At 68.2% G+C, this 23,157-nt stretch carries 15 protein-coding genes and 1 riboswitch; of the genes, 7 read left to right on the plus strand and 8 right to left on the minus strand.

Translation table 11 applies throughout. The annotated features are described in order from the left end of the window. Positions 1-81 precede the first annotated feature (81 nt). Positions 82-2,067, minus strand: a complete 1,986-nt coding sequence (locus QHF85_RS31665; protein ID WP_281331111.1) for an OmpA family protein — start codon at positions 2,065-2,067, stop codon at positions 82-84. A gap of 456 nt (positions 2,068-2,523) precedes the next feature. Here QHF85_RS31665 and QHF85_RS31670 point away from each other — a divergent pair, with 456 nt between their 5' ends. The 4 genes from QHF85_RS31670 to QHF85_RS31685 all read left to right on the plus strand — a co-directional run bounded on the left by QHF85_RS31670 (position 2,524) and on the right by QHF85_RS31685 (position 9,023). After that, a complete protein-coding gene (locus QHF85_RS31670) occupies positions 2,524-4,665 on the plus strand; it encodes a TIGR04551 family protein (protein ID WP_281331112.1) in 2,142 nt (713 codons plus the stop codon). A 30-nt stretch (positions 4,666-4,695) separates the two neighbouring features. Continuing rightward, entirely contained in the window at positions 4,696-7,425 is a 2,730-nt protein-coding gene (gene alaS, locus QHF85_RS31675; protein WP_281331113.1) for an alanine--tRNA ligase, read from the plus strand. A gap of 112 nt (positions 7,426-7,537) precedes the next feature. Then, positions 7,538-8,446 (plus strand): PAS domain S-box protein, encoded by a 909-nt coding sequence (locus QHF85_RS31680; RefSeq protein ID WP_281331114.1) that lies wholly within the window; start codon positions 7,538-7,540, stop codon positions 8,444-8,446. Between the two features lie 16 nt (positions 8,447-8,462). Further along, on the plus strand, positions 8,463-9,023 hold the full coding sequence (locus tag QHF85_RS31685; protein WP_281331115.1) for a DNA/RNA non-specific endonuclease: 561 nt from the start codon (positions 8,463-8,465) through the stop codon (positions 9,021-9,023). 15 nt (positions 9,024-9,038) lie between these two features. Here the strand turns inward: QHF85_RS31685 and QHF85_RS31690 are convergent, their stop codons facing one another. The 3 genes from QHF85_RS31690 to QHF85_RS31700 all read right to left on the minus strand — a co-directional run bounded on the left by QHF85_RS31690 (position 9,039) and on the right by QHF85_RS31700 (position 12,801). Next, the gene (locus tag QHF85_RS31690) at positions 9,039-9,563 is read right to left on the minus strand and encodes a dihydrofolate reductase (protein ID WP_281331116.1); all 525 of its coding nucleotides are present in this window, start codon (positions 9,561-9,563) and stop codon (positions 9,039-9,041) included. Between the two features lie 2 nt (positions 9,564-9,565). Next, positions 9,566-10,465 carry a thymidylate synthase gene (thyA, locus tag QHF85_RS31695; protein WP_281331117.1) on the minus strand — a complete coding sequence of 300 codons (900 nt, stop codon included), beginning with the start codon at positions 10,463-10,465 and terminating at the stop codon, positions 9,566-9,568. Positions 10,466-10,563: 98 nt separating this feature from the next. Then, the gene (locus QHF85_RS31700; RefSeq protein WP_281331118.1) at positions 10,564-12,801 is read right to left on the minus strand and encodes a S9 family peptidase; all 2,238 of its coding nucleotides are present in this window, start codon (positions 12,799-12,801) and stop codon (positions 10,564-10,566) included. A gap of 106 nt (positions 12,802-12,907) precedes the next feature. On the opposite strand from QHF85_RS31700, the gene QHF85_RS31705 reads away from it, so the two are divergent. Together QHF85_RS31705 and QHF85_RS31710 are read left to right on the plus strand one after the other, a co-directional pair. Beyond that, on the plus strand, positions 12,908-13,801 hold the full coding sequence (locus tag QHF85_RS31705) for a serine/threonine-protein kinase (protein WP_281331119.1): 894 nt from the start codon (positions 12,908-12,910) through the stop codon (positions 13,799-13,801). A gap of 31 nt (positions 13,802-13,832) precedes the next feature. Beyond that, positions 13,833-15,332, plus strand: a complete 1,500-nt coding sequence (locus QHF85_RS31710; RefSeq protein WP_281331120.1) for a serine/threonine-protein kinase — start codon at positions 13,833-13,835, stop codon at positions 15,330-15,332. Here the strand turns inward: QHF85_RS31710 and QHF85_RS31715 are convergent. From QHF85_RS31715 to QHF85_RS31725, 3 genes are all read right to left on the minus strand, one after another. Next, positions 15,329-17,539 (minus strand): cyclic nucleotide-binding domain-containing protein, encoded by a 2,211-nt coding sequence (locus QHF85_RS31715; protein ID WP_281331121.1) that lies wholly within the window; start codon positions 17,537-17,539, stop codon positions 15,329-15,331. The two genes, QHF85_RS31710 and QHF85_RS31715, sit on opposite strands and share 4 nt — an antisense overlap. Next, a complete protein-coding gene (locus tag QHF85_RS31720) occupies positions 17,491-19,035 on the minus strand; it encodes an NAD(P)-binding domain-containing protein (protein WP_281331122.1) in 1,545 nt (514 codons plus the stop codon). Before QHF85_RS31720 ends, QHF85_RS31715 begins: the two co-directional genes overlap by 49 nt. A gap of 78 nt (positions 19,036-19,113) precedes the next feature. After that, positions 19,114-20,313, minus strand: coding sequence for a cytochrome P450 (locus QHF85_RS31725; RefSeq protein WP_281331123.1), 1,200 nt, complete (start codon positions 20,311-20,313; stop codon positions 19,114-19,116). 166 nt (positions 20,314-20,479) lie between these two features. On the opposite strand from QHF85_RS31725, the gene QHF85_RS31730 reads away from it, so the two are divergent. Further along, positions 20,480-21,076, plus strand: a complete 597-nt coding sequence (locus QHF85_RS31730) for a TetR/AcrR family transcriptional regulator (protein ID WP_281331124.1) — start codon at positions 20,480-20,482, stop codon at positions 21,074-21,076. Between the two features lie 11 nt (positions 21,077-21,087). Here QHF85_RS31730 and thiC read toward each other — a convergent pair whose 3' ends face one another. Beyond that, on the minus strand, positions 21,088-22,968 hold the full coding sequence (gene thiC / locus QHF85_RS31735) for a phosphomethylpyrimidine synthase ThiC (RefSeq protein WP_281331125.1): 1,881 nt from the start codon (positions 22,966-22,968) through the stop codon (positions 21,088-21,090). Further along, a riboswitch (TPP riboswitch) is annotated at positions 22,957-23,072 on the minus strand. It overlaps the preceding gene by 12 nt. Positions 23,073-23,157 lie beyond the last annotated feature (85 nt).

The following is a 23,157-nucleotide window of genomic DNA, read 5'->3' on the forward strand; positions in this document are numbered from 1 at the left end:
GGCAGAGAGCAGCGGGGGGTGTAGGGGGCAGAGGAAGGACTGCAAAGCAGTCCGACCGGAGCCCCCCACGTTGGGGTCACGTCACGGCGGGGGGGCCGCCTGGGACTTCTTCGCCGACTTCAGGATGTTGAACTCGACGCGGCGGTTCTTCTGGCGACCCGCGGACTGCTTGTTGTCCGCGATGGGCTTATCCGGCCCGTAGCCCTTCGCCTGGAGCCGCGCCTTGTCGATGCCCTTGTCGATCAGGTACTTGACCACGGCCTCCGCGCGCTTCTGCGAGAGCGCCCGGTTCTCCTCCGTCTTGCCGACGTTGTCCGTGTGGCCTGCGATCTCCACGAGGAAGATCTCCTTGTGGATCTCGAGCACGCTCGACACCGCGTTGAGCACGGCGAAGCTCGTGGCGCCCTGGATCTTGTCGCTGTTCGTGGCGAACTCGACGCGCTGGAGGATCTTGATGTCGTCCTCCGTCACCTGGACGAGCGAGGGACCCTTGTCCGGGCAGCCGTCGGTGTCCTCGAAGCCGTTCAAGTTCTCCGGCTGCTTCGGGCACTTGTCCTTGTCGTCCGGGATGCCGTCCTTGTCCGAGTCCGGCGACTCGTCGGGGCAGCCGTCCTCGTCCTTGAAGCCGTTGTAGACCTCGGGCGTGTCGATGCACTCGTCGAGATCGTCGTTGATCTTGTCGCCGTCGTTGTCCGGATCCGGGCAGCCGTCCGTGTCCGCGAAGCCGTCGGTGTCTTCCGGCTGATCGGGGCAGCCGTCGGCCTTGTCGGCGACGCCGTCCTGGTCCTTGTCCGGGCAGCCGTAGAACTCCTTCACGCGCATCTTGCCGAAGTCGTCGGGGCACTTGTCGTCCGCGTCCCCGATGCCGTCCTTGTCGCGATCCGGCAGCTCGTCGGGGCAGCCGTCGTCGTCCTGCAGGCCGTTGATCGTCTCCGGCTTGAGCGGGCACTTGTCCTGGAGGTCCGGGACCTTGTCCTGGTCGTTGTCGTCTTCGGGGCAGCCGTCGTCGTCCTCGAACTCGTCCTTGTCCTCGGCGATCGACGGGCACTTGTCGTTCTTGTCGTTGATGCCGTCGCTGTCCTCGTCGCCGACCTCCGCGACGAACGCGATGCCGCCGAGCGCGCGGAAGAGCGGCACGCCCACGCCTTGCAGCACGCCGCCGCCGCCACCGACCGTGAACGCGAGCGGCAAGCTGAGCGGCGTGATCTGGAGGGCGCCGTCGACCTCGAGCGAATTCGTCCCGTTGTCCGAGCTGAACTTCGTGCCGCCGAAGCCCTCGGCGATCACGCGGACCGTCGGGCTCACGCGGTAGCCGAGCGCGGCGCCGTAGCGGAACTCGAAGGGACCGACCGTCGTCGTGCCGAGCCGCGCCTCGGGGCGGTAGACGCCGCGCAGGTTCATGCCGAACGAGAGCGCGCCGAACGACCCGTCGAAGATCAGCCGGCCGCCCGCCGTGATCGGCGTGCTGTTCCCGATGTACTTGTCCTTCGCCGTGATCGTCCCGAGCGGCGCCGACACGTCGACGGCGCCGCCGAGCACCACAGCGCTCGTCTTCGGATCGCCGAAGAAGCGGAACTTGCCTTCGAGCGTCGCGTCGCCCACGCCGAACGCCTTCAAGCCGTTCGGATCGGGCCCGCCCGTGTCGAGGTTGATGCCCGAGCCGCTCACGTACATCACGGGCAGACGCAGGCCGATCTGCACGGCCGGCACTGGCGTCAGCGACGCGAGCACGTCGGCGGTGAACATGTCGCTGATGACCGCGACGTCCTGGATCGTCGCGTTCGGCGAGCTGCAGTCCGCCTGCGCCCTACAGCTCTTCACCACGAACGGTTTGTTCGCGTAGTTCACCAGCAGGCCCGCGGTGAAGCCCATCGCGGCGTCCATGCGAGCGCCCGCGACCGTGAGGTAGTTCTTCGAGCCCGGCGCGGGTTCGAACCGCTGAACGGAGAACTCTCCCTCTTTCGCGCCCCCCGCGCTGCTCTCCTGGGCCAGCGCGGCCGTCGGAGCGAGCGAGATGGAGAGAAGTCCCAGAAGAGTCAGCAGCCTTGGCGATAGTCGCGTTCTCATCAACCCTCTTGGCGCGGACAGCAACCCTGCACGTTGGGAACGGCGGTACACGAGAATTGCAGGAATAGAAGACCGTCCCGAGCGCCGCAACGGGGATCCTGGATTCGGTTGAAATTTCGAGCCGTTCTGGCCGTACTGGACGCGATACGCCGGCCGGATGACGGAAAGCGCGCCCCCAGGCGGCGGGGGAGCGGCGCGGGTTGGGGCCGTCCGCGACGCCAGGGCCCGGGGGGCCAGGTTTTCCCCGAGGGACCTCGGAACCTGTCCCTTGGCCACGCGGCCAACATCGATCCACGTTGACCACACCCGCTCGGCGTGAGACATCGCCCCTGCCCGAGCGCCCGGACGAGCCGTGCGCAGCGCGGCGAGACGAACCTCGTTACGACACCCCAAGCGCGCGGCACGCGGATTCCAAGGCGGGGCCCCGTCCGGCGCGACACACGCAGCAAACGCGCCATGCGAATTTCGTCGCGGTACCTAGGCTCCTCGTACGGATCGGGAACGAGAACGACAGCGTCCCTCGCGGCGCTCGCCTTCGGCCTCTGCGTCGCAGGGCCCGCCCTGGCCCAGCCCGCGGCCCCGCCTCCGCCGGAGCCCCAGCCCGCGGAGTCCACGACGACGCCGCCCGCAGACGAGCCGCTCGTGCCGCCGAACGGCGGCGCCACCGGCACGCCGCCGCAAGCCGCGCCGCAAACGACCACGCCTGCGCCGAAGGCCGCTGCGCCCGTCGCGGGCACGCCGGATCCGGATCGCGACGCGCGCGCGCTCACGCGCCAGGGCGCCGATCGTCCTCCGCCCACGGGCGATGTCGGCGTGCGGCCGAGCGACGTCTTCGCGGAGGACTGGTGGTCACAGGCGCGACCAAGCCTGGAGATCCACGGCCTGTTTCGCACGCGCGCCGAGCTCTTCCATCACTTCTCGCTCGGCCGTCGTGAGCTGCCCGATCGCGCGCTCTGGCCGCAGCCGCCCGACAACACGTACTACCCCACGTCGGGCCAGATCCAGACCGTCACGCTCTGCGGCGACGATCCCACGAACACCTCGGCTTGCGAGAACCACACGCAGGCCGGCGCGAACATGCGCTTCCGCCTCACGCCGGAGCTGCACATCAGCGACAACCTCCGGGTCCTCTCGCAGATCGACATCCTCGACAACTTCGTCCTCGGCTCGACGCCCGAGGGGTACTGGAACAACCCCGCGGTCGGCGTCAACGCCACCGCCGGCTACAAGGGCAGCGGCTACACCGTCGGCGCGCGCGGCGGGTACGCGCCGATCGGCGCGCTCGCGACGACGTCGTGGGCGCCCGTCGCGGGACAAACGAGCACCGTCGACAGCATCGTCGTCAAGCGCGCGTGGGGCGAGTACGTCACGCCCGTCGGCCTGCTCCGCTTCGGCCGCATGCCGAACCAGTGGGGCCTCGGCATCCTCAACAACGAGGGCAACGGCTACGACTCCGACTACCAGAGCACGGTCGATCGGATCATGTTCGTGACCGGCATCAAGAAGTACGACCTCTACTTCGCCGGCGCGTGGGACTTCATCAGCGAGGGGCCGACGAGCGCGTCGCTCCGCGAGCAGCAGGGCCAGCCCTACGATCTCGGCCAGCTCGACGACGTGAGCCAGTACGTGTTCATGGCCGCGCGCAAGCGTGATCCCGAGCTCGCGCGGCTCGATCTCGCCAAGGGCCTGCCCGTCATCAACGGCGGCGTCTACTTCGCCTACCGCAACCAGGTCCTCGCGAACGACACCACCGATCCCGCGACGAGCGCCACGTTCGGTCAGTCGGCGAGCGACATCCGCACCGGCTACGCGCGCCGCGGCGCGCAGTTCTTCACGCCCGATCTCTGGTTCCAGTTCCTCTACAAGAAGTTCCGCTTCGAGGCCGAGGCCTCGATGACCTACGGCACCATCGAGAACCTCCAGACCGCGGGCAACACGACGGTCGAGCGCAACCCGCTCGACGCCGAGGACACCGGCTGGACCGTGCGTAACTTCATCGTCGCGGCGCAGTCCGAGTTCCGCGCGCTCGACGACAAACTCCGCCTCGACCTCGGTTTCGGCTGGGCCTCGGGTGATCCCGACGTCGAGGGCCTCACGCCGCCTCGCGGCGGCGTCGAGCGACAGCTCACGGCCGACCGGACGTACTCGATGGGCCGCTTCCACCCGGACTACCGCGTCGACCTCATCCTCTGGCGCAACATCATGAGCCGCGTGCAAGGCGGGTATTACTTCCGCCCGTCCGTGCAGTACGACTTCGCGCGCGACCCGAACGGACAGCGCCTCGGCGGCAGCGCGGCGCTCATCTGGAGCCGCGCGAGCGAGTTCATTCAGACGCCGGGCAACAAGCGCGACCTCGGCGTCGAGCTCGATTTCTCGCTGTATTTCCAGGCGAAGGACGGCACGCTGAACGACAAGCCCGATCAGATGGGCGGCTTCTACACGATGCTCCAGTACGGCGTGCTCTTCCCGCTCGGCGGCTTCGACTACTTGCCCGGCGAGGCCAGCCGCTACGAGGCCGCCCCGGAGAACACCCCCGCGCCCGTGCTCGACACCGAGACGGCGCAGACGCTCCGCTGGTACCTCGGGATCATGTTCTGAGGCGCGAAACATGGTAGATGGGCGGGCGCCATGTCCGCCTCGAGCCATCAGATTCGCCGCACCTTCCTCGATTTCTTCGCCTCCCGCGGCCACGAGGTCGTCCCGAGCGCGCCGATCGTCCCGCAGAACGATCCAACGTTGATGTTCGTCAACGCCGGGATGGTCCCGTTCAAGGACGTGTTCACGGGCAAGGATCGCCGCCCGTACACGCGCGCCGCGAGCAGCCAGAAGTGCATCCGCATCAGCGGCAAGCACAACGACCTCGAGAACGTCGGCGTCACCGCGCGCCACCACACGTTCTTCGAGATGCTCGGCAACTTCAGCTTCGGCGACTACTTCAAGGAAGAGGCCATCACGAGCGCCTGGGAGCTGCTCACGAAGGTCTACGGCATCCCGAAGGAGCGGCTCGTCGTCACCGTCTTCAAGGGCGAGAAGGACTTCCCCGCGGACGAGGAGGCGGCCGCGCTCTGGCGCAAGGTCACGGGCTTCGGCGACGATCGCATCCTCCGGCTCGGCATGGCCGACAACTTCTGGAGCATGGGCGACACCGGCCCGTGTGGCCCCTGCTCGGAGATCCACTTCTTCACGGGCGACGAGGTCGATCTCGGGCGCTTCGGCGAGGAGCCTCGGCTCGACGGCTCCGGCTGGACCGAGATCTGGAACCTCGTCTTCATGCAGTACGACCGCGCGGAGAAGGACGCGCCCGTCACGCCGCTGCCTGCGCCGAGCATCGACACGGGCATGGGCCTCGAGCGCATCTCGTTCGTGCTCCAAGGGGTCACGTCGAACTACGACACCGACCTCCTGCGCCCGCTCGTCGAGCGCGCGGCCGAGATCGCGGGCAAGACGTACGGCGCGAGCCTCGCGCCGGACGACGTCTCGATGCGCGTCATCGCCGACCACGCCCGCACGACGGCCTTCCTCGTGGCCGAGGGCGTGATGCCCGAGAAGCAGCGGCGCGAGTACGTGCTCCGCCGCGTCATGCGCCGCGCGATCCGCCACGGCTACCGGCTCGGCATCGAAAAACCGTTCCTCCACGAGGTCGCGCTGCTCGTCGTGGATCGCATGGGCGACGTCTACCCCGAGCTCCGCGATCGGCGTGAGCTCATCGCCCGCGTCACCGAGGACGAGGAGATCCGCTTCCGCGCCACGCTGAAGCGCGGCATGAAGATCCTCGACGAGCGCTTCGACGAGATGCGCGAGAAGGGCGACAAGGCCCTCTCGGCGCCGGCGGCGGCGGATCTCTACACGACGTACGGCTTCCCGCTGGATCTCACGCAGGTCATCTGCGGCGAGCAGGGCTACGGCGTCGATCTCGAGGGCGCCGAGAAGATCATCAAGGGCGCGGACGAGGCCGACGGTCCGATCGATCCGACCGCCGCCCTCGACCCTGCCTACCGGCAGGCGCGCGAAAAACTCGGGGCGCCCGTGGTCTTCACCGGCTACGAGCGCGAGGCGGGCGAGAGCGAGGTCGTCGCGATCCTCGCGGTCGAAACGAAAAACGGCGAAGGCAAACCCACCCGCGCGCTCGTGGACCGGGCAGGCGCGGGCAGCCGCGTCGAGGTCGTGGTGAAGGAGACGCCCTTCTACGCGGAGAGCGGCGGCCAGGTCGGCGACACCGGCGTGATCACGGCCGGCGATCTGCGCATCCGCGTCACGGACACGCAGCGCCCGCTCACCGGCCTCGTCCTGCACGAGGGCGTCGTCGAGGCGGGCGAGATCGGCATCGGCCAGAAGGTCACGCTCACCGTCGATCACGCGGCGCGCTCGGCCACGCGGCGCAACCACTCCGCGACGCACCTGCTCCACTGGGCCCTGCGCACGGTGCTCGGCGAGCACGCGCAGCAGAAGGGCTCGCGCGTCGGGCCGGACATGCTCCGCTTCGACTTCGCGCACAACAAACCGCTCACGCCGGGCGAGGTCGAGCGCATCGAGGACCTCGTGAACGGCAAGGTCCTGGAGAACGCGCCGGTGCTCACGGAGGTCCTGCCCGTCGACGAGGCCCGCAAGCGCGGCGCCGTCGCGATCTTCGAGGAGAAGTACGGCGACGTCGTCCGCATGTTGACGATGACGCAGGACTCGATCGAGCTCTGCGGCGGCACGCACGCGCGCGCGCTCGGCGACATCGGCCTGTTCAAGATCACGGGCGAGGGCGGCGTCGCGGCCGGCGTGCGGCGCGTCTTCGCGGCGACGGGCAAGAACGCGCTCGGCTACGTGCGCGGCCTGGAGGACGACATCCAGAAGGCGCGCCAGGTCGCGAAGGCGCAGGGCGGCGACCTCGCGGACAAGATCGGCAAGATCGTCGCGCACGAGCGGGAGCTCGAGAAGAAGGTCGCCGAGCTCGAGCGCCGGCTCATCGAGGGCGGCGGCCCCGGCGGCGGGGGCGGCGGCATCGACGCGATGCTCGCGGAGGCCCGCGACATCTCGGGCGTCAAGGTCCTCGCCCGGCGCATGCCCGACGGCACGCAGGCGGCGGCGCTGCGCGAGATCGCGGAGAAGCTCCGGGACAAACTCGGCGAGTCGAGCCTCGTGCTCGTCGGCGCGGTGGACGCGGGCAAGGCGCAGCTCGCGGTGATGGTCTCGAAGGCCGCCACGAGCCGGGTGAAGGCCGGCGACGTCATCAAGAACGTCGCCGCGATCGTGGGCGGGCGCGGCGGCGGCCGGCCCGACATGGCGCAGGCCGGCGGCCCCGAGGCCGGCAAGCTCGACGAGGCCATCGCGGCGACGTACGGCGAGGTCGAGCGTCTCGTGACAGCGTAACGCCCGCCTCCCTCCCCCGGTTCCACCCTAGTTCATCGGGATTTTCCCCACGCTGGCCTTGCCTCGACGAGGCGAGATGCCTTACCGTCGATCGATTCAACGGGACGAGGGGATGAACCACGACACGGATTCGCTCGCAGCACAGGTCGCGGAGCTTCAGCGTCGCAATGCGGAGCTAGAGCGGGAGCTCTACCTGAGGACGCAGATGTACGCCGCGCTCGTGGAGGACCAGCGCGAGCTCATCTGCACGTTCAGCCTCGATGGCACCCTCGCGTTCGTCAACGACGCGTATTGCCGCTTCTTCGGCAAGACGCGCGAGGAGCTGGTCGGCCGCCGTTTCGCGCCGCTCGTCCCGGAGGAGGATCAGCCGCTCATCGCCGATGTGCTCGCCCGGCTCGGGCCGAAGGAGCCGGTCCTCCCCTGCGAGCACCGGGTGCTGACGCCCGGGGGCGATGTGCGCTGGCTCAACTGGATCGATCGCGTGATCTTCGACGAGGCGGGCAACGTCGCGACGTTTCAGGCCGTCGGGATCGACGTCACGGATCGGCGGCGCGCGGAGGAGCACGCGGAGCGGAACGAGGCGCTGCGGGCCGAGCTCATTCACACGCAGGAGCAGGCGCTCCGCGAGCTCTCGGCGCCGCTCATCCCGATCGCCGACGACGTACTCGCCATGCCGCTCGTCGGCCGTATCGACGAGAAGCGCGCGCAGGTCGTGCTGGAGACGCTCCTCGAAGGGGTCGTGCGCATGGCGGCCGAGACGGTGCTGCTCGACGTGACGGGCATCACGACGGTCGACACCCAGGTCGCCGAGGCGCTCGTGCGCACGGCGCATGCGGTCAAGCTGCTCGGTGCCACGGCCGTATTGACCGGGATCCAGCCCCACGTGGCGCAGACGCTGATCAGCCTGGGCATCGAAGTGCACGGCGTCATCTCGGTGCGCAGCCTGAAGGACGGCATCGCGTGGGCGATGCAGGAGCGCGGCAAGCGTCGCAAGGTGGCCCCGCAGCCCCGAGCGCGGTGAGGATCCCGGGGGGGCCATGGGCACGATCGTCTGGGTGAAACGGCAGGGGCTCGACGCGTCGCTCGGGTTCACGTTCCGCGCGCAGGTCGAGCGCCTGCCGGCGCGCAAAGCGCGGACGCTCTCGATCGAGGGGCCCGTGCGCAACGTGGATCTGCCCCGCAAGCAGGCGTTCGGCGTATCGAGCCGCTCGCCCTTCGATCACCGCGGCCACCTCATCGCCGAGCGGTTCGGCGGTCCGAATAGCTCCGTGAACCTCGTGGCCATGCACGGGCTCGTGAACATGAACGGGGGGCCGTGGTACGCGATGGAGGTCGAGATCGCGCGGATGCTCGACGCGAGCGGCGCGCACCGCCCGGGGCTGCCGCGGACGGGCTGGATGAAGGTCACGGTGCGGTACCACAGCGCCGACCCGCTGCGGCCGATCGCCTTTCACGTCGAGGCGAAGGATCCGAACGGGACCACGAAGTTCTGGCAGATCTTCAATGCGAACCCGCACCTTTCGAACCCGAACGATCCACGGCGCGCGGAGGCAAACGCGCTCGCCGTGGATCTGAACGCGGACATCGCCCGCGGCTGAGCGCGCGACACGAAATCAGAAGGCTCCGCGATTCCGGTCCAGCACGAGGATGCTGTACGCGGGAGACTCCGCTCCCTGCGCCGGTTCGTCGCGGCGCGCGATTTCCCGCCATTCCGCCCGGTTGAATGGGGGGAAGTAGGAATCACCCGCGGGCCGGGCGTGGACCTCCGTCAGATACAGCCGGTCCGCCACCTCGAGCGCCTCCGCGAAGAGCGCCTCCCCGCCAATGACCACGACCTCGGAGGCGCCGCCCTCCGCTGCGAAAAGCCGCGCCCGTCCGATCGCCTCCTCCCAACCGTGGCAGACCACGGCGCCGTTCGCGCGATAGTCCTCCCTCCGCGTGACGACCAGGTTCTTGCGGCCGGGCAAAGGTTTTTCGCCGATGCTCTCCCAGGTCTTGCGGCCCATGAGGATGGGCTTGCCCATGGTCGTGGCCTTGAAATGGGCGAGGTCGCCCGGGAGCCGCCAGGGCAGGCGGTTCTCGATGCCGATGACGCCGTTGTCCGCGACGGCGGCGATGATGGCGACGCGAGGCTCCATCCTCATACCGCCACATCCGCCTTGATGTGCGGGTGAGGGTCGTAGCCGGAAAACTCGAAATCCTCGACGTGGTAATCGAACAAGCTGTCCGGCTTGCGGAGGATCCGCAAGGTGGGCCATGGCCGAGGCTCGCGGCGGAGCTGCTCCTCGGCCTGGACGATGTGATTGACGTAGAGGTGCACGTCCCCGCCCTGCCAGATGAGCTCACCTGGCGTGAGCTCGCACTGCTGCGCCAGCATGTGAATCAAGAGAGCCCCCTCGAAAAGATTCCAGGGTAGGCCGAGCATCGTGTCGGCGGCGCGCTGGAACAGGAGGCCCGACAGCTTCCCGTCGGCGACGAAGTACTGGTACGTCATGTGGCAGGGAGGCAGGGCCATGCGCTCGAGCTCGCCCACGTTCCAGCCGGTGAAAAGCAGGCGGCGGCTCGTGGGGTTCTTGCGGATGCTCTCCACCAATCGGGCGATCTGGTCGATCTCGCGTCCGTCCTTCGTCTCCCAGCGGCGCCATTGCTTGCCGTACACAGGGCCGAGGTCGCCCCAGCGGGCGGCGAATGCCTCATCCTCCAGCACCCGACGCTCGAACGCGTCGTGGCTGATCTCCTCGCGCGTCTCCTTGCGATAACGGGCCAGCGGCCAATCCGTCCAGATGTGGACCTTGTTCGCCAGGAGCGGCCGGATGTTCGTGTCGCCCGACAGGAACCACAGGAGCTCGTACAGCGCCTGGCGGTAATAGACCTTCTTGGTGGTCAAGAGCGGGAAGCCGGCCGAAAGCTCGAAGCGCATCTGCTCCCCGAACAGCGCGAGCGTACCGACGCCCGTGCGGTCCATCCGGCGCGAGCCTCGGTCGATCAAGCGGCGTAGCAAATCGAGATACTGGTCCTCCGGATGGCGCGCGCGGTTCATGGGACCCCCTCCCGTGTGGTCCCCTCATGGATGCCGCCCGGATGGAGAACCCGCAAGGACCCGGAGGGGCCAGCCCATCTGCTGCGGCCAGGGGCTCTCTACGTCCCGTCCTTCACGTCGAGCCTGTCGAGGAGCCACGCGTACTTGAACGCCATCTCCTGCATTCGCTCGTAACGCCCGGATTTGCCCCCGTGCCCGGCCGGGTCGAGGTGAATGCGCAAGAGGAGCGGGTTCTGGTCCGTCTTCCGCTCGCGCAGCCTGGCCACCCATTTCGCGGGCTCCCAGTACATCACCTGGCTGTCGTTGTACGACGTGTTCACGAGGATCGACGGGTACGCCTTCTTCGCGACGTTCTCGTAGGGGCTGTAGCGGGCGATGGTTTCGAATTCGTCCTTCTTCTTCGGATTGCCCCACTCCTCGAACTCCTCCACCGTGAGCGGGAGGGATTCGTCGAGCATCGTGTTGATCACGTCGACGAACGGCACGTCGGCGATCGCGGCGCGATAAAGGTCCGGGCGCATGTTCAGGACCGCGCCCATGAGCAGGCCGCCGGCGCTCGCGCCCTGGATCGCGATTCGATCCTTCGCGGCCCAGCCCATCTGCACGAGGCCCTCGGTCGCGTCCACGAAATCGGTGAACGTGTTCATCTTCGTCTTCATGCGCCCGGCCTCGTGCCACGTCTCGCCGAGCTCGCCGCCGCCGCGGATATGCGCGATCGCGCAGACCACGCCGCGGTCCACGAGCGAGAACGCCGGGGCCGAGAACATGGGGAAGATGGGGAAGCCGTACGAGCCGTACGCATAAAGGAAGAGCGGGTTCTTCCCGTCCGGGCTCGTCCCCTTCTTGTAGAGCAGCGAGACCGGGATCTTCGTGCCGTCCTTGGCCGTCGCGTACACCCGCTTCGACTCGTACCGACCGGCATCGTAGTTCGGGACCTCATTGCGCTTTTTCAGCACGAGCGCGCGCTTCTTCGGCTCGTATTCGTAGACCGTGGAGGGCGTCGTCGGCGATTCGAATCGGAACCGATAAAAGGGCGCATCGAATTCGCGGTTTTCCCCTTGCCGCAGCGTGAAGACCGGCTCGGGCAGCGCGATCTTGTGCGAGCCGTCGAGCGAGAGCTTCTTCGGATCGAGCACGCGGATCTGGCGCAGGCCGTCCTCGCGCTCGAAGGCGACGGCGAACGTCGAAAAGAGCTCGACCGATTCGATCATCACGTCCTTGCGGTGCGGGATCGTCTCCTTCCAAGACGCGCGCCCCGGGGACGAAACCTTGGCCACCACGAGCCGAAAGTTCGTCGATTTCGGATCCCCCGGCTTCGCGGGGCTGTTCGTGCGGATCACGAGCTCGTCGCCGCGATGATCCACGTCGTATTCATGGTCCTGCTCCCGCGGCTCCACGAGCGTGAGGGGCGCCGTGGGTTTGTCCGCGGGCAGGAAGCGGACCTCACTCGTCGTGTGGCTGTTCGACTGGACGAAGATGAGCTTCTTGCTGCTGGATCGGCCCGAAAACAGCCGGAACCGCTCGTCCTTCTCCTCGTAGAGCAGCGCATCCTTCGCCGCCTCGTCGCCGAGCGCGTGCCGGAACAACTTGTGCGATCGCTTCGTGACCGGATCCTCGACCGTATAAAAGAGCGTCTTTCCATCCTTCGCGAAGACGATCGACGTGACACGCTCGGCCCGATCCACGAGGTCCTTGCCCGTCTTGAGGTCGCGCACGCGCAGCACGAATTGCCGGAAGCCGGTGGTGTCGAGCCCGTACGCGAGGAGATTGCCATCCTCGGAGAGGGCCAGCGGGCCGAGGCCGACGTATTTCTCGGTCTTCGCGATCTCGTTCGGATCGATCACGACCTCCTCGGGCGCCTTGTCCCCGCCCTTCACGGCCTTGCGGCAGTAAATGGGGTATTGTTTCCCTTTCTCGGTGCGCGTGTAATAAAGATACGCGCCCTCCCGGAAAGGGACCTCCACGTCGGTCTCCTGGAGCCGGCCGAGCATCTCGCCGTAGATGCGCTCCTTCTGCGGCGTGAGCGAGGCCGTCATGGCCTCGCTGTACGCGTTCTCCGCGCGCAGGTGCTCGAGCACCTCGGGCGCGTCCTTCTTGCGCAGCCACGCATAGTCGTCGACGAGCTTGACCCCGTGGATCTCCGTGACGCGCGGATCCTTCTTCGCGATCGGCGCCACGGGCCCCTTCGGCGCCGGCGTCTCCGCGGCGGCGCTCGTCGCAGCCGGGGGCGACGCAGGCGGCAAGCTCGTCGTCGGCGCAGGCGCAGGCGGCAGGCCCTCGCCCGAGCAGCCGAGGACGACGAGGAGCGGAAGAAGCATCGAGGTTCGTCGCATCATCGCGACGAACGATAGCCCAGATCCGTCTGCCCGTTGCGGCCCTCGGGGCCCCTTGGGTATCGTACGGCCTGCCGCGGCGGCAAGACGCGGCAAGACGAGGAGCACCATGTCGTATCGAGCGGGTGATGTCATCGACGGCCGGTACAAGCTCCTCGACCTCATCGGCAGCGGCGGCCACGGCTACGTGTTCCGCGCAGAGGACATGGACCTCAGCGCGCCCGTCGCCGTGAAGTGCCTCTTGCCGAACATCACGAGCGAGCCAGTCTTCACGACGCGCATCGCGCGCGAGGCCCGCGCCATGGGCCTGCTCAGCGGCACCGCCGCGACGCAGATCCTCGCCTTCAACCGCTCGGACAACGGCACGCTCTACATCGTGATGGAGCTGCTCGAAGGCAAGGACCTCGAAGCCTACGTGCGAGGCGTCGAGGCGAGGAGCGGGCCCATGTCCGTCGATCGCGCGCTCGAGATCATGCGGCCCGTCGCCGAGACGCTCTCCGCCGCGCACGCGCGCGGCATCGTGCACCGCGACGTCAAGCCCGCGAACATCTTCGTCTTGCGGACGCGCGCACGAGGCCGCGTGAGGCTGCTCGACTTCGGCCTCGCCAAGGAGGTCGGAGGCTTCACCGTCACGCGCGACGGCACCATCGCCGGATCCCCGACGTACATGGCGCCCGAGATCTGGGCCGGCAAACCCAAGGACCTCGATCACCGCGCCGACGTCTACTCGTTCGGCGCCGTCGTCTTCCGCATGATCGGCAGCCGGCTCCCGTTCCCGGCGCGCAAGATGGTGGAGCTCTTGCGCGCCGTCTCGACCGACCCACGCCCGAGCCTGCGCGCGCTCCGCCCCGATCTCCCCGAGGCCGTGGATCCGTGGGTCGCGCGGGTGCTCGCGAGCCAGCCCGCGAACCGCTTCCCGTCGATGCAAGAGGCATGGACCGAGCTCTGCGCGGCCCTCGGGCGCCCCGCGGAGACCGAGGACGACGACCTCGGCGCGCCTTGAATCGCCGTTTGTCTGCCTCTAGGCTCGCACCATGTCGGGTTCCGGCGCGGACACGGTGCCGATCTTCCTTCTCGCCCCGGCGCAGCTCTTTCACGAGCGCTACCGCGTCGTGCGCACGATCCGCACGGGCGGAATGGGCGCGGTCTACGAGGCCACGGACGAGCGAACGGCCGGCCGTCGCGCCCTGAAGATCATCCACCCGAACCTGCTCGCCGAGCACGCAGACTTCCGAGCGCGCTTCGATCGCGAGGCACGGATCCTCGGGGAGCTCGAGAGCGATCACATCGTGCGCGTGATCGACGCCGGCGTGGACGGGCCCTCGGGGCTACCGTTCCTCGTGATGGAGCTCCTGCGCGGGCGAGACCTCGGCATGGTCGTCGCCGAGCGCGGCGCCCTGCCCCCAGGCGAGGTGCGCACCTACCTCGCGCAAGCCGCGTTCGCGCTCGACAAGACCCACGCCGCAGGCATCGTCCACCGCGACATCAAGCCCGACAACCTCTTCCTCACGCACCGCGACGACGGCTCGCCGTGCATCAAGCTGCTCGACTTCGGCATCGCCAAGGCCGACGGCCACCTCGGCATCGGGATGCAAACGAAGACCATCCTCGGGAGCCCCTACTTCATGGCGCCCGAGCAGATCTTCATGGACCAGCCCATCGGCCCCGCCGTCGACGTCTACGCACTCGGACACACGGCCTTCATGCTGCTCGCCGGCGGGCCCTACTGGGCCGAGGAGTTCGAGAAGGCGCCGTCGATCATCACACTCGCACGTTGCCTCGACAGCCCGCTGCCCGAGGCCACCACGGCACGCGCGCGCCGTCGCCACGGCGTGGAGCTGCCCGCAGCGGTCGACGCCTGGTTCTCACGGTGCGTCGCGCGAAACCCCGACGACCGGTTCCCGAGCGCCTCCGCCGCGCTCATCGCCCTCTCCGAGGCCCTGTTCCCCGCGGATACCGCAGCCGCGAGTCAGCTCACGCCGCCTCCGCCGCGAGAACAATTCATTTCGGTCTCGTACGAATCGACCCCGGTCCCCGCCGCCCGCGGCTCCCGCCCCTCGTACCCCCCGCCGAGCGACCCGACGAAGCCGCCATCACGAACGGGCCGGCACTCGACGCCGCCATCCTCGCTCGACCGGATGAAGTCATCCACGCGGTCCCGGAGCGGCCACGTGATCCGCGTGGAGCGGGAACGCAGGCTCGTGCGGCTGGAGGTCTGGGGCTTCTGGACGGTCGAGCAAGCAAGGGCCTACTACGAGGAGTTCGCGCGCGTGACGCAGCCCCTCTGGGGCAAGCGCTGGCGCGTGCTCGCAAACACCGCAGAGTTCGCAGCCCAGAAGCCCGACGTGAGCGCCTTCGTGGAGAGAACGATGGAGGTCGCCCAGAAAAACGGCTGCGTGCGAGCCGCAAACATCGTGTCGAGCACACTCACGAGGATGCAGCTCGCCCGCATGTCCGCCGAGCAAGGCCTGCCCTCGTTCGCGTTTTTTCAGGACGAGGTCGAGGCCATGAACTGGCTGCTCGACGGCACTTAGCCGAGCAAGAACTTCCGAATCCGCCCCGCGACCCCGTCCGTGCTCGCCTGCCGCATGCGCCCCTCGCGATCGAGCTGACGCGCGGCGATGAGCAAGCCGAGCTCGACCACGAGCTGCGGGCGCGACTCGATGATCGGCGCAAGCGCCTGCTTGCTGATCTCGTAGAGCGTCGACTCGCACGTCGTGCGCACCGTAGCCGTGCGCTCACTGCCCGTGAGCAGCGCGACCTCGCCAAAGACAGCCCCACGCTCGAGCGTGGCGACCGCGACGTCCTGCCCACCCTGCTGCCGGACGAGGACCTCGACCGTGCCGGAAGCGAGGACGAAGAGCGACGAACCCCGATCGCCCTCGCGCACCACGCGATCATGCGGGCCATACACGACAGGCCGCGTCTTCTGCGCGAGCCGCTCGACCTCGCGATCCGTGAGCGGCTTGAAGACCGGCACGCGCCGCAAAAGCCCAGCGATCTCGGCATGCGTGGGCTCAGGGCCGAGCGAGAGCGGCTCAGCCGCGTCGAGCCCACCGCCGTAGCCGTCGCGCCGCTGCAAGGCGTCGACGAGCGCGTTGTCCCCGCGCATGTACGCCTCGAAGAGGCTCGCGGTGCGCGGGATGCACTCGTCGCCCGTGTGATCCATGAGCCCACGCTCACGAGCGAACCGCGCGACCTCGTTCATGGATTGCCGATACTGCCGGCACGCCGAGGGGAAGAGGCCGTCCTGATCCCCGAACGCCCCCGTGAGCGACTCGGGCAGCGCATAGCTGCCGAAGACCCCGCGCTGATGCCACATGGCGAAGTCACGCGTGCGTTTGTCGAGCCAGCCGAGCTCCGGGAACGCCGCGAGGCCGTTCTTGAGGACCGCACGTTCGGCGTCGCGGAAGACGCGATGCCACGTCTCCTGCGCGTTCTCGACGTTCGGCCCCGCCAGGGCGATCGCGTGCTTCAGATCCTCGTGGTGCGCATGCAAGAACGCGAGCGTCGCCTTCTGCTTGCGCAGGAGGTTCGCGAAGCTCACGGGCCCGGCGGCGAGCAGGTCCGACGAACGCGGGACGATCTCGCGCATGGCCCAGACCCGCTTCCACGCCGCGACGTCCATCCGCTCGCGGATCTTCGCGAAAACAGGGCTCTTTTCGAACACCTGGCGCTCCGCCGGCGAGAGCAGATCCGGGTGCGCGCTCCGCACGGCCTCGAAGATGCCGAGGCACGTGAGCAGCTCGAGGTAGAGGCCGACCCGCAAGAGCCACGCAGGATCCGGGAGGTTTCGCCGCTGCTCGCCGAGGTCCTGCCGGATGGCGTGCAGGTAGAGCATCGCCTTGTCCATCCCGATCGTGAGGACCGGGAACCACGGGTGATATCCGACGTGCAGATCCGGGATCTCCAGCGCCTCGGCTTGCAGCTTGGTGTCGGCCGGGATGAGCCGCTCGAGCAGCCGCGCGTAGAGCGATCCGAAGCGCCCCGTGTCGTAGATCTCGGCGTCGATCGTGTCCTCGGCGACGTACTTGCTGCCGTCCGTGTGGAGGGCCAGCGTGACGCGGATCTTCTGGTGGAAGAGGTTCGCGAGGGTGAACGGATCGGCGCCGTCGGGCGTCCGCGCGCGCAGCGACGCGTCGACCTCGGACCAGTCGTAGCCGCGCGCCTCGGGGCTCGCTTCACGGCGCGGCACGAGGTCGGCGGGGCTCAACGTCGCCGCGTACACGGTCTTGTAGAACTCGGTCCACGACGCGTCCGCGATCGCGGGGAACGGATACGCGGCAGCCGAGACGACCTGCGGCTTCAGCGCGACGCCCTGGAGCCCCGGCACGGGGCAAGGCGCGCCATGCCCCTCGACGTGGGGAAGAAACGCGACGGACATGCGGACCTCGAACGAGCGCTGAAACGGCGCGACGTACGCATAGAGGTCCTTCACCTGGTAGAGCAGGCAGAGGTCGTCGGTGCTCGTGTTCTCGGTCGCAGTCGACACGAGGCCGGCGTGCTCGCTCGCGCCGAGCCCGGGCCCGAGCGCCTCGTCCATGGGCCTCCGGCCGGCCTCGAACGGGACGATCTCGATCGCCGGCTCGAGCTCGGCGGACTCCTCCATCGGGTCCTTGCGCGACTCGAGCTCGCGCATGTAGGCGCGCACGAACGCGAGCTTGTCCTCCCAGGACATGCCCGCGACGGGGCTCAGGAGAAGGCGTTTGAAGAGCTTCTTGAAGTCTCGGGGGTTTTGCATGCTTCGTTGCGATCACGCGCCTCGCGGGCGCGCGTATCGAGCTCCTCCTCGAGGTCCGCGTAGAGCGAAGGATCCACCGGAAGCAGGAACTCGCGGAAGGGATTTTGCGGGAGCCTCCGCACGCGCGCTCCCATGTCACGGCAAAGATCGTCGATATAATGAAAATTCCACGGCACGACGCAGGATCCGGCCGTGAACGCGTCCGGCCGCTCGCGCTTGCGGAAGGCGAGGTGCTCGTCGATGCGGGCGATCACCTCCTCGCGCGGCGGCAGCTTCATCCGGCCCCGGAAGAGCTCGCAGAGCCACCGCGCCCCCACCTCCGAGGTGAGCTGGCTGTAGAGGCTGTTGATGAAGCCGCAAAAGCCGAGCCCCGGGACGTCGGGGTGGTAGAGGCCGCGATAAAGCCGGAACGTGCCCTCCTCGTCCTGCACGACGCGCCGGAGCGAGGGTTCGAGGAAAGGGAACTCCTGGCGGAAGCCCGTCCCGAAGATCACGACGTCGGCCGGGATGCGTTTGCCGTCGGTGGTCTCGACGGCGCCTTCGTGGAAACGCGTGATCTCGCCCCGGTGGAGCTTCAGCGCCCCGCGCTCTGCGGCCTCGTAGAAGCCCACGGGCGCCATGTTCAGCGAGCAACCGACGCCGCGCAGGGACAGCTCGGGACGGAGGCCCGTCTTCGTGAGCCCGAGGTCCTTGTCGAGCGCGAACATGACCTGGTCCCAGTACCAGGCGACGAACGGTCCGGCTTTTTCGTGCAGCGCGCGCTCGAAGCCGTCCGCGCGCGGGTGCGGGAAAAACATCTCGGAGAAGCGGCTCAAGAGCAGAAACTTCGTGGGCACGAGCCCGAAGAGGAACCGCGGCGCCTTCCAGCCGAGGCTGCGGTGGACGAGCGTCACCTCGCGGGCGTGGTCCACCGAGATCGACGCCACGTCGCACGCCGACTTCGAGAAGCCCACGACGACCACGCGTTTGCCCCGCACGACGCTCGTGTCGTGGAACGACGTCGTGTGCAGCACGCGGCCGCCGTTCGCCTCGAACGCCTCACGGCCCGGGGTCTCGGGGATGTGCGGCAAGCTGAAGAGGCCGCTCGAGATGATCACCTGGTCGAAGGTGTGGGTGTTCCGCTCGGATTCGGAGGCGCCCACGGGCCGGGTGTCCACGACAAACCCGCCCCCGTCGCGGCGGCGGATCTCGCCGACCTGGGTGCGGAGGCGGACGCGCGGCGTGACGCCGAAATGGTCGGCGTAGCTCTTCAGATAGGCTTGAACCTGGGCGCCCTCGGGCCACTCGGGGTAGTGGCTCGGCATGGGGAAATCGGAGAATGCGTAGGTGTCGCGGGCGTTTTGCGTCTGGAGGCCGGGGTAGCGGCGCGAGCGCGCCCAGACGCCGCCGACCTCGTCCTCTTTCTCGAAGACCGTGACGTCGAACCCGCCCCGCAGGAACGTCTTCGCCGCCACGAGCCCGCTCAACCCGCCCCCGATGATGCCGACCGATGCCATGCGCCCTCCCTGGTCCAAGCAAAGAACCAGGATGCTACGGCAAAGGCGGGCCGAGGGCCAGAGAGCCTCGGGGCGCGATCACCAGGTGACCGGGAACTCGTTCATGCCGTAGACGGTCGTGTTCTCCTTGAACGAAAGCTCTTCCACGGGCACGGCGGGCCGCAGCCCGGGGATCCGCTTGAACAGCGTATCGATCACGATCTGAAGCTCCAGCCGGGCGAGGTTCTGGCCGAGGCACTGGTGCGGGCCGAAGCCGAACGCGAGGTGGTTCCGCGAGCCTCGTTCGAGGTCGAGATCGTCGGCTTTCGCGAAGACCTCCGGATCCCGGTTCGCCGTATTGGCGAGCGCAAAGATGCCCTCCCCGGCCCGGATGAGCACCCCGCCGATTTCCACGTCCTCGATGGCGACCCGACCGAGCGCGGACTCCGCAATGGTGAAATACCGCAAGAGCTCCTCGACGGCGCCGATGGTCTTCGACGGATCCTTCTGGATGGCGGCGAGCTGCTCCGGATGCTGGAGCAAGGCGAGCGTGCTCAGCGAGATCATGTTCGCGGTCGTCTCGTGCCCGGCGATCAGGAGCAGGAAGGCCGTGCCGACCAGGCCCTCGTAATCGACGTCGCCGGTCTCGCGCTGCTTCTGGATCTGGCGGCTCAGCAAGTCGTCCGTGGGATTCTGCGCCTTCGCCGCCACGAGCTTGCCCAGATACATCATGAGCTCGCCGACCGATCGCGCGATCAAATCGGCGGGCGTCTTTTGATTCACCATGTGCGACGAGCGCGTCTGGAAGAACTCGTGGTCGCTGTAGGGCACGCCGAGCAGCTCGCAAATCACGAGCGATGGCACCGGCAGCGAGAGCGCCTGCACCAGATCGACCGGGCGCGGGCCGGCCAGCATGGCGTCGATGTGCTCGTCCACGATCTGCTGAATGCGCGGCGTGAGCGCGTTCATCCGCTGGAGCGTGAACTCGCCGAGCACGGCCCGGCGCGCAGGCCCGTGCTCGGGCGGATCCAATTCGAGCAGGAGCGGCTTGAGCGCGCTCGACGGCGGACGCTCGTGCGCCAGCGTGGGGAAATTGGGGTTGCGTCGGTTCGAGCTGAACCGCGGGTCCGACAGGATCGCGCGGATGTCCTTGTGGCTCGTGGCGACCCACACGACGCGCCCATTGGGCAATTTCACCTTGGCGATGGGGGATTCTTCACGGAGCCGGCGATGCTCCGCAGGCGGCGCGTACGGGCAGGTTCGGGTGACGGAAAACGTCGGAACGGCATCGGCTGACATGTTCCACCTCGATTCAGGGTGCCCGCCAGGCTAGCCGATCGGCAAGCGCCGCACAAGCCGACCGGCAGGGACGTGACACGTCGAGCGCTCGTTCGCGCCTAGCCGATCGGAAAGCATGCCGCGCGGCGCGGACCGGAGTACTGTCTGGCGTTCCGCGAGGAGAGGCATGACCGCCACCGCCGCCACCGACACCCGATCACGACTGCTCGACACCGCGCTGAAGCTGTTCAGCGAACACGGGGTGGAGGGCACGTCCCTGCAGATGATCGCCGACGAGCTCGGCGTCACGAAGGCCGCCGTCTACTACCACTTCAAGACGAAGGACGAGATCACGGAGGCCGTCGCCGCGCCCGCGGTCCAGGAGCTCGACCAGATCGTCGAAGAGGCGCGCGCGAAGCGGGGTCGGAGCGCGCAGATCGATCACGCGCTTTCGGGGTTCGTGGAGCTCATCGTCCGTCAGCGCTCGCTGCTCGGCCTGTACAACAGCGACCCGGGGATCCAGCGCGTCGTCAACAGGACGTTCCAGGCGCCGCGCGGCGAGGACATCAAGACCCGGATGAAAGCGGTCCTCGCCGGAGAAAACCCGAGCCTCGCCGACGCAATCGCAGTGCATGTCGTGTTCACGGGGCTCGCGATGGTCGGCGGCGCGCCCGAATACGCGGGCATCGATGACGACACGCTGCGCGAGCATCTTCTCGATGCGGGGAGGCGCCTGCTCGGCCGCCCGCGCAAGCGCCCGGACAAACCTTTGCCCGGGCGCTGAGAGGCCCCGCGTCAGACCTTGCGGTAGATCTCGCTCCCGCCCTCGACGAACTCGGCGCTCTTCTCCTTCATGCCACGCACGAGCGCCTTCTCCGGGACGACCTCGCCCTTCTCGGCTGCGTATTTGCGCACGTCCTCGGTGATCTTCATCGAGCAGAAATGGGGGCCGCACATCGAGCAGAAATGGGCGACCTTGGCATTTTCGCTCGGGAGCGTCTCGTCGTGGAACGCGCGGGCTCGCTCCGGATCGAGGCCCAGGTTGAACTGGTCTTCCCAGCGGAACTCGAAGCGCGCCTTGCTCATCGCGTCGTCGCGCGCCTGCGCGCCGGGGTGGCCCTTCGCGAGATCGGCCGCGTGCGCCGCGATCTTGTACGTGATCACGCCCTCCTTCACGTCGTCGCGGTTCGGCAGGCCGAGGTGCTCCTTCGGCGTGACGTAACAGAGCATCGCCGTGCCGAACCAGCCGATCATGGCGGCGCCGATGCCGCTCGTGAAATGGTCGTAGCCGGGCGCGATGTCCGTCGTGAGCGGCCCGAGCGTATAAAACGGCGCCTCGTGGCAGATGCGGAGCTGCTCGGTCATGTTGTGCTCGATCATGTGCATCGGCACGTGGCCCGGGCCCTCGATCATGACCTGCACGTCGTGCTTCCACGCGATCTGCGTGAGCTCGCCGAGCGTCGCGAGCTCGCCCATCTGCGCGTCGTCGTTCGCGTCCGCGATGCTGCCGGGCCTGAGGCCGTCGCCGAGCGAGAAGCTCACGTCGTAGGCCCGCATGATCTCGCAGATCTCCTCGAAATGCGTGTAGAGGAAGTTCTCCTCGTGGTGCGCGAGGCACCATTTCGCGAGGATCGAACCGCCGCGCGAGACGATGCCCGTCAATCGATTCGCCGTCAGCGGGACGTAGCGGAGCAAGACGCCCGCGTGAATCGTGAAGTAATCGACGCCCTGCTCGGCCTGCTCGATCAGCGTGTCGCGGTAGATCTCCCAGGTGAGGTCCTCGGCCCTGCCGCCGACCTTCTCGAGCGCCTGGTAAATGGGCACGGTGCCGATCGGGACGGGGGCATTGCGAAGAATCCACTCGCGCGTCTCGTGGATGTTCCGGCCCGTGGAGAGATCCATCACGGTGTCGGCGCCCCAGCGGATGGCCCAGACCATCTTCTCGACCTCCTCCTCGATCGAGGAGGTGACCGCGCTGTTGCCGATGTTCGCGTTGATCTTCACGAGGAAGTTCCGGCCGATGATCATCGGCTCGATCTCGGGATGATTGATGTTCGCCGGGAGGATCGCCCTGCCGCGGGCGATCTCGTCGCGGACGAACTCCGGCGTGATCCGCTCGGGGATCACCGCGCCGAACGAGCGGCCCGGGTGCTGCTTGCGAATCCGGTCCGCGGCCCGCTGCTGCTCGCGGATCGCGACGAACTCCATCTCGGGCGTGATGATGCCGCGCCGCGCATAATGCATCTGCGTGACGTTTTTCCCGGCCGCGGCGCGCAGGGGCTTCCGCGGCGCGTGAAACCGCAATGCGTCGAGCGAGCGATCGTCGAGGCGCTTCTGGCCATACTCGGAGCTCACGCGCGGAAGCTCCGCGACGTCCTCGCGCGAGCGGATCCACGCGGCGCGCAGCGGCAGGAGGCCCTTCTTGACGTCGATCTCCGCCTCGGGATCGGTGTAGGGGCCGCTCGTGTCGTAGACGCAGACGGGCGAGTTCGGCACGAGGCGCACGGCGTCGCCGTGACCTTCCCGCGTCGGCGTCTGCGAGATTTCGCGCAGCGGGACGCGCAGGTCCGGGTGGAGGACACCCGGCTGGTAGGCCTTCTTCGATCCGGGCAGCGGCCCGCGCGTGATGGTCTGGAGGCGGGCCTCGTCGACCCGCTGCTGTTTCACGGTGCTCATGACACTTCCCTCCGCCGGTACGAACCGGTTCAGGTTCCGAGGGTTCGGCCCGCCACAAGAAGCGCGGCAGCCCGTCTCAGCCCGAGGCTCCCCTAGGTCGAGCGGTGGGTCTGGTCGAATCTGGGCGCGGCGTCAACGCCCGAACGACACGCACGGGCTCGCCGCGCCCCGCCGCTTGACGTCCTCGGC

The sequence above is a fragment of the Polyangium sp. 6x1 genome, assembly GCF_029946515.1.
In the GTDB taxonomy this organism is placed as follows: domain Bacteria; phylum Myxococcota_A; class Polyangia; order Polyangiales; family Polyangiaceae; genus Polyangium.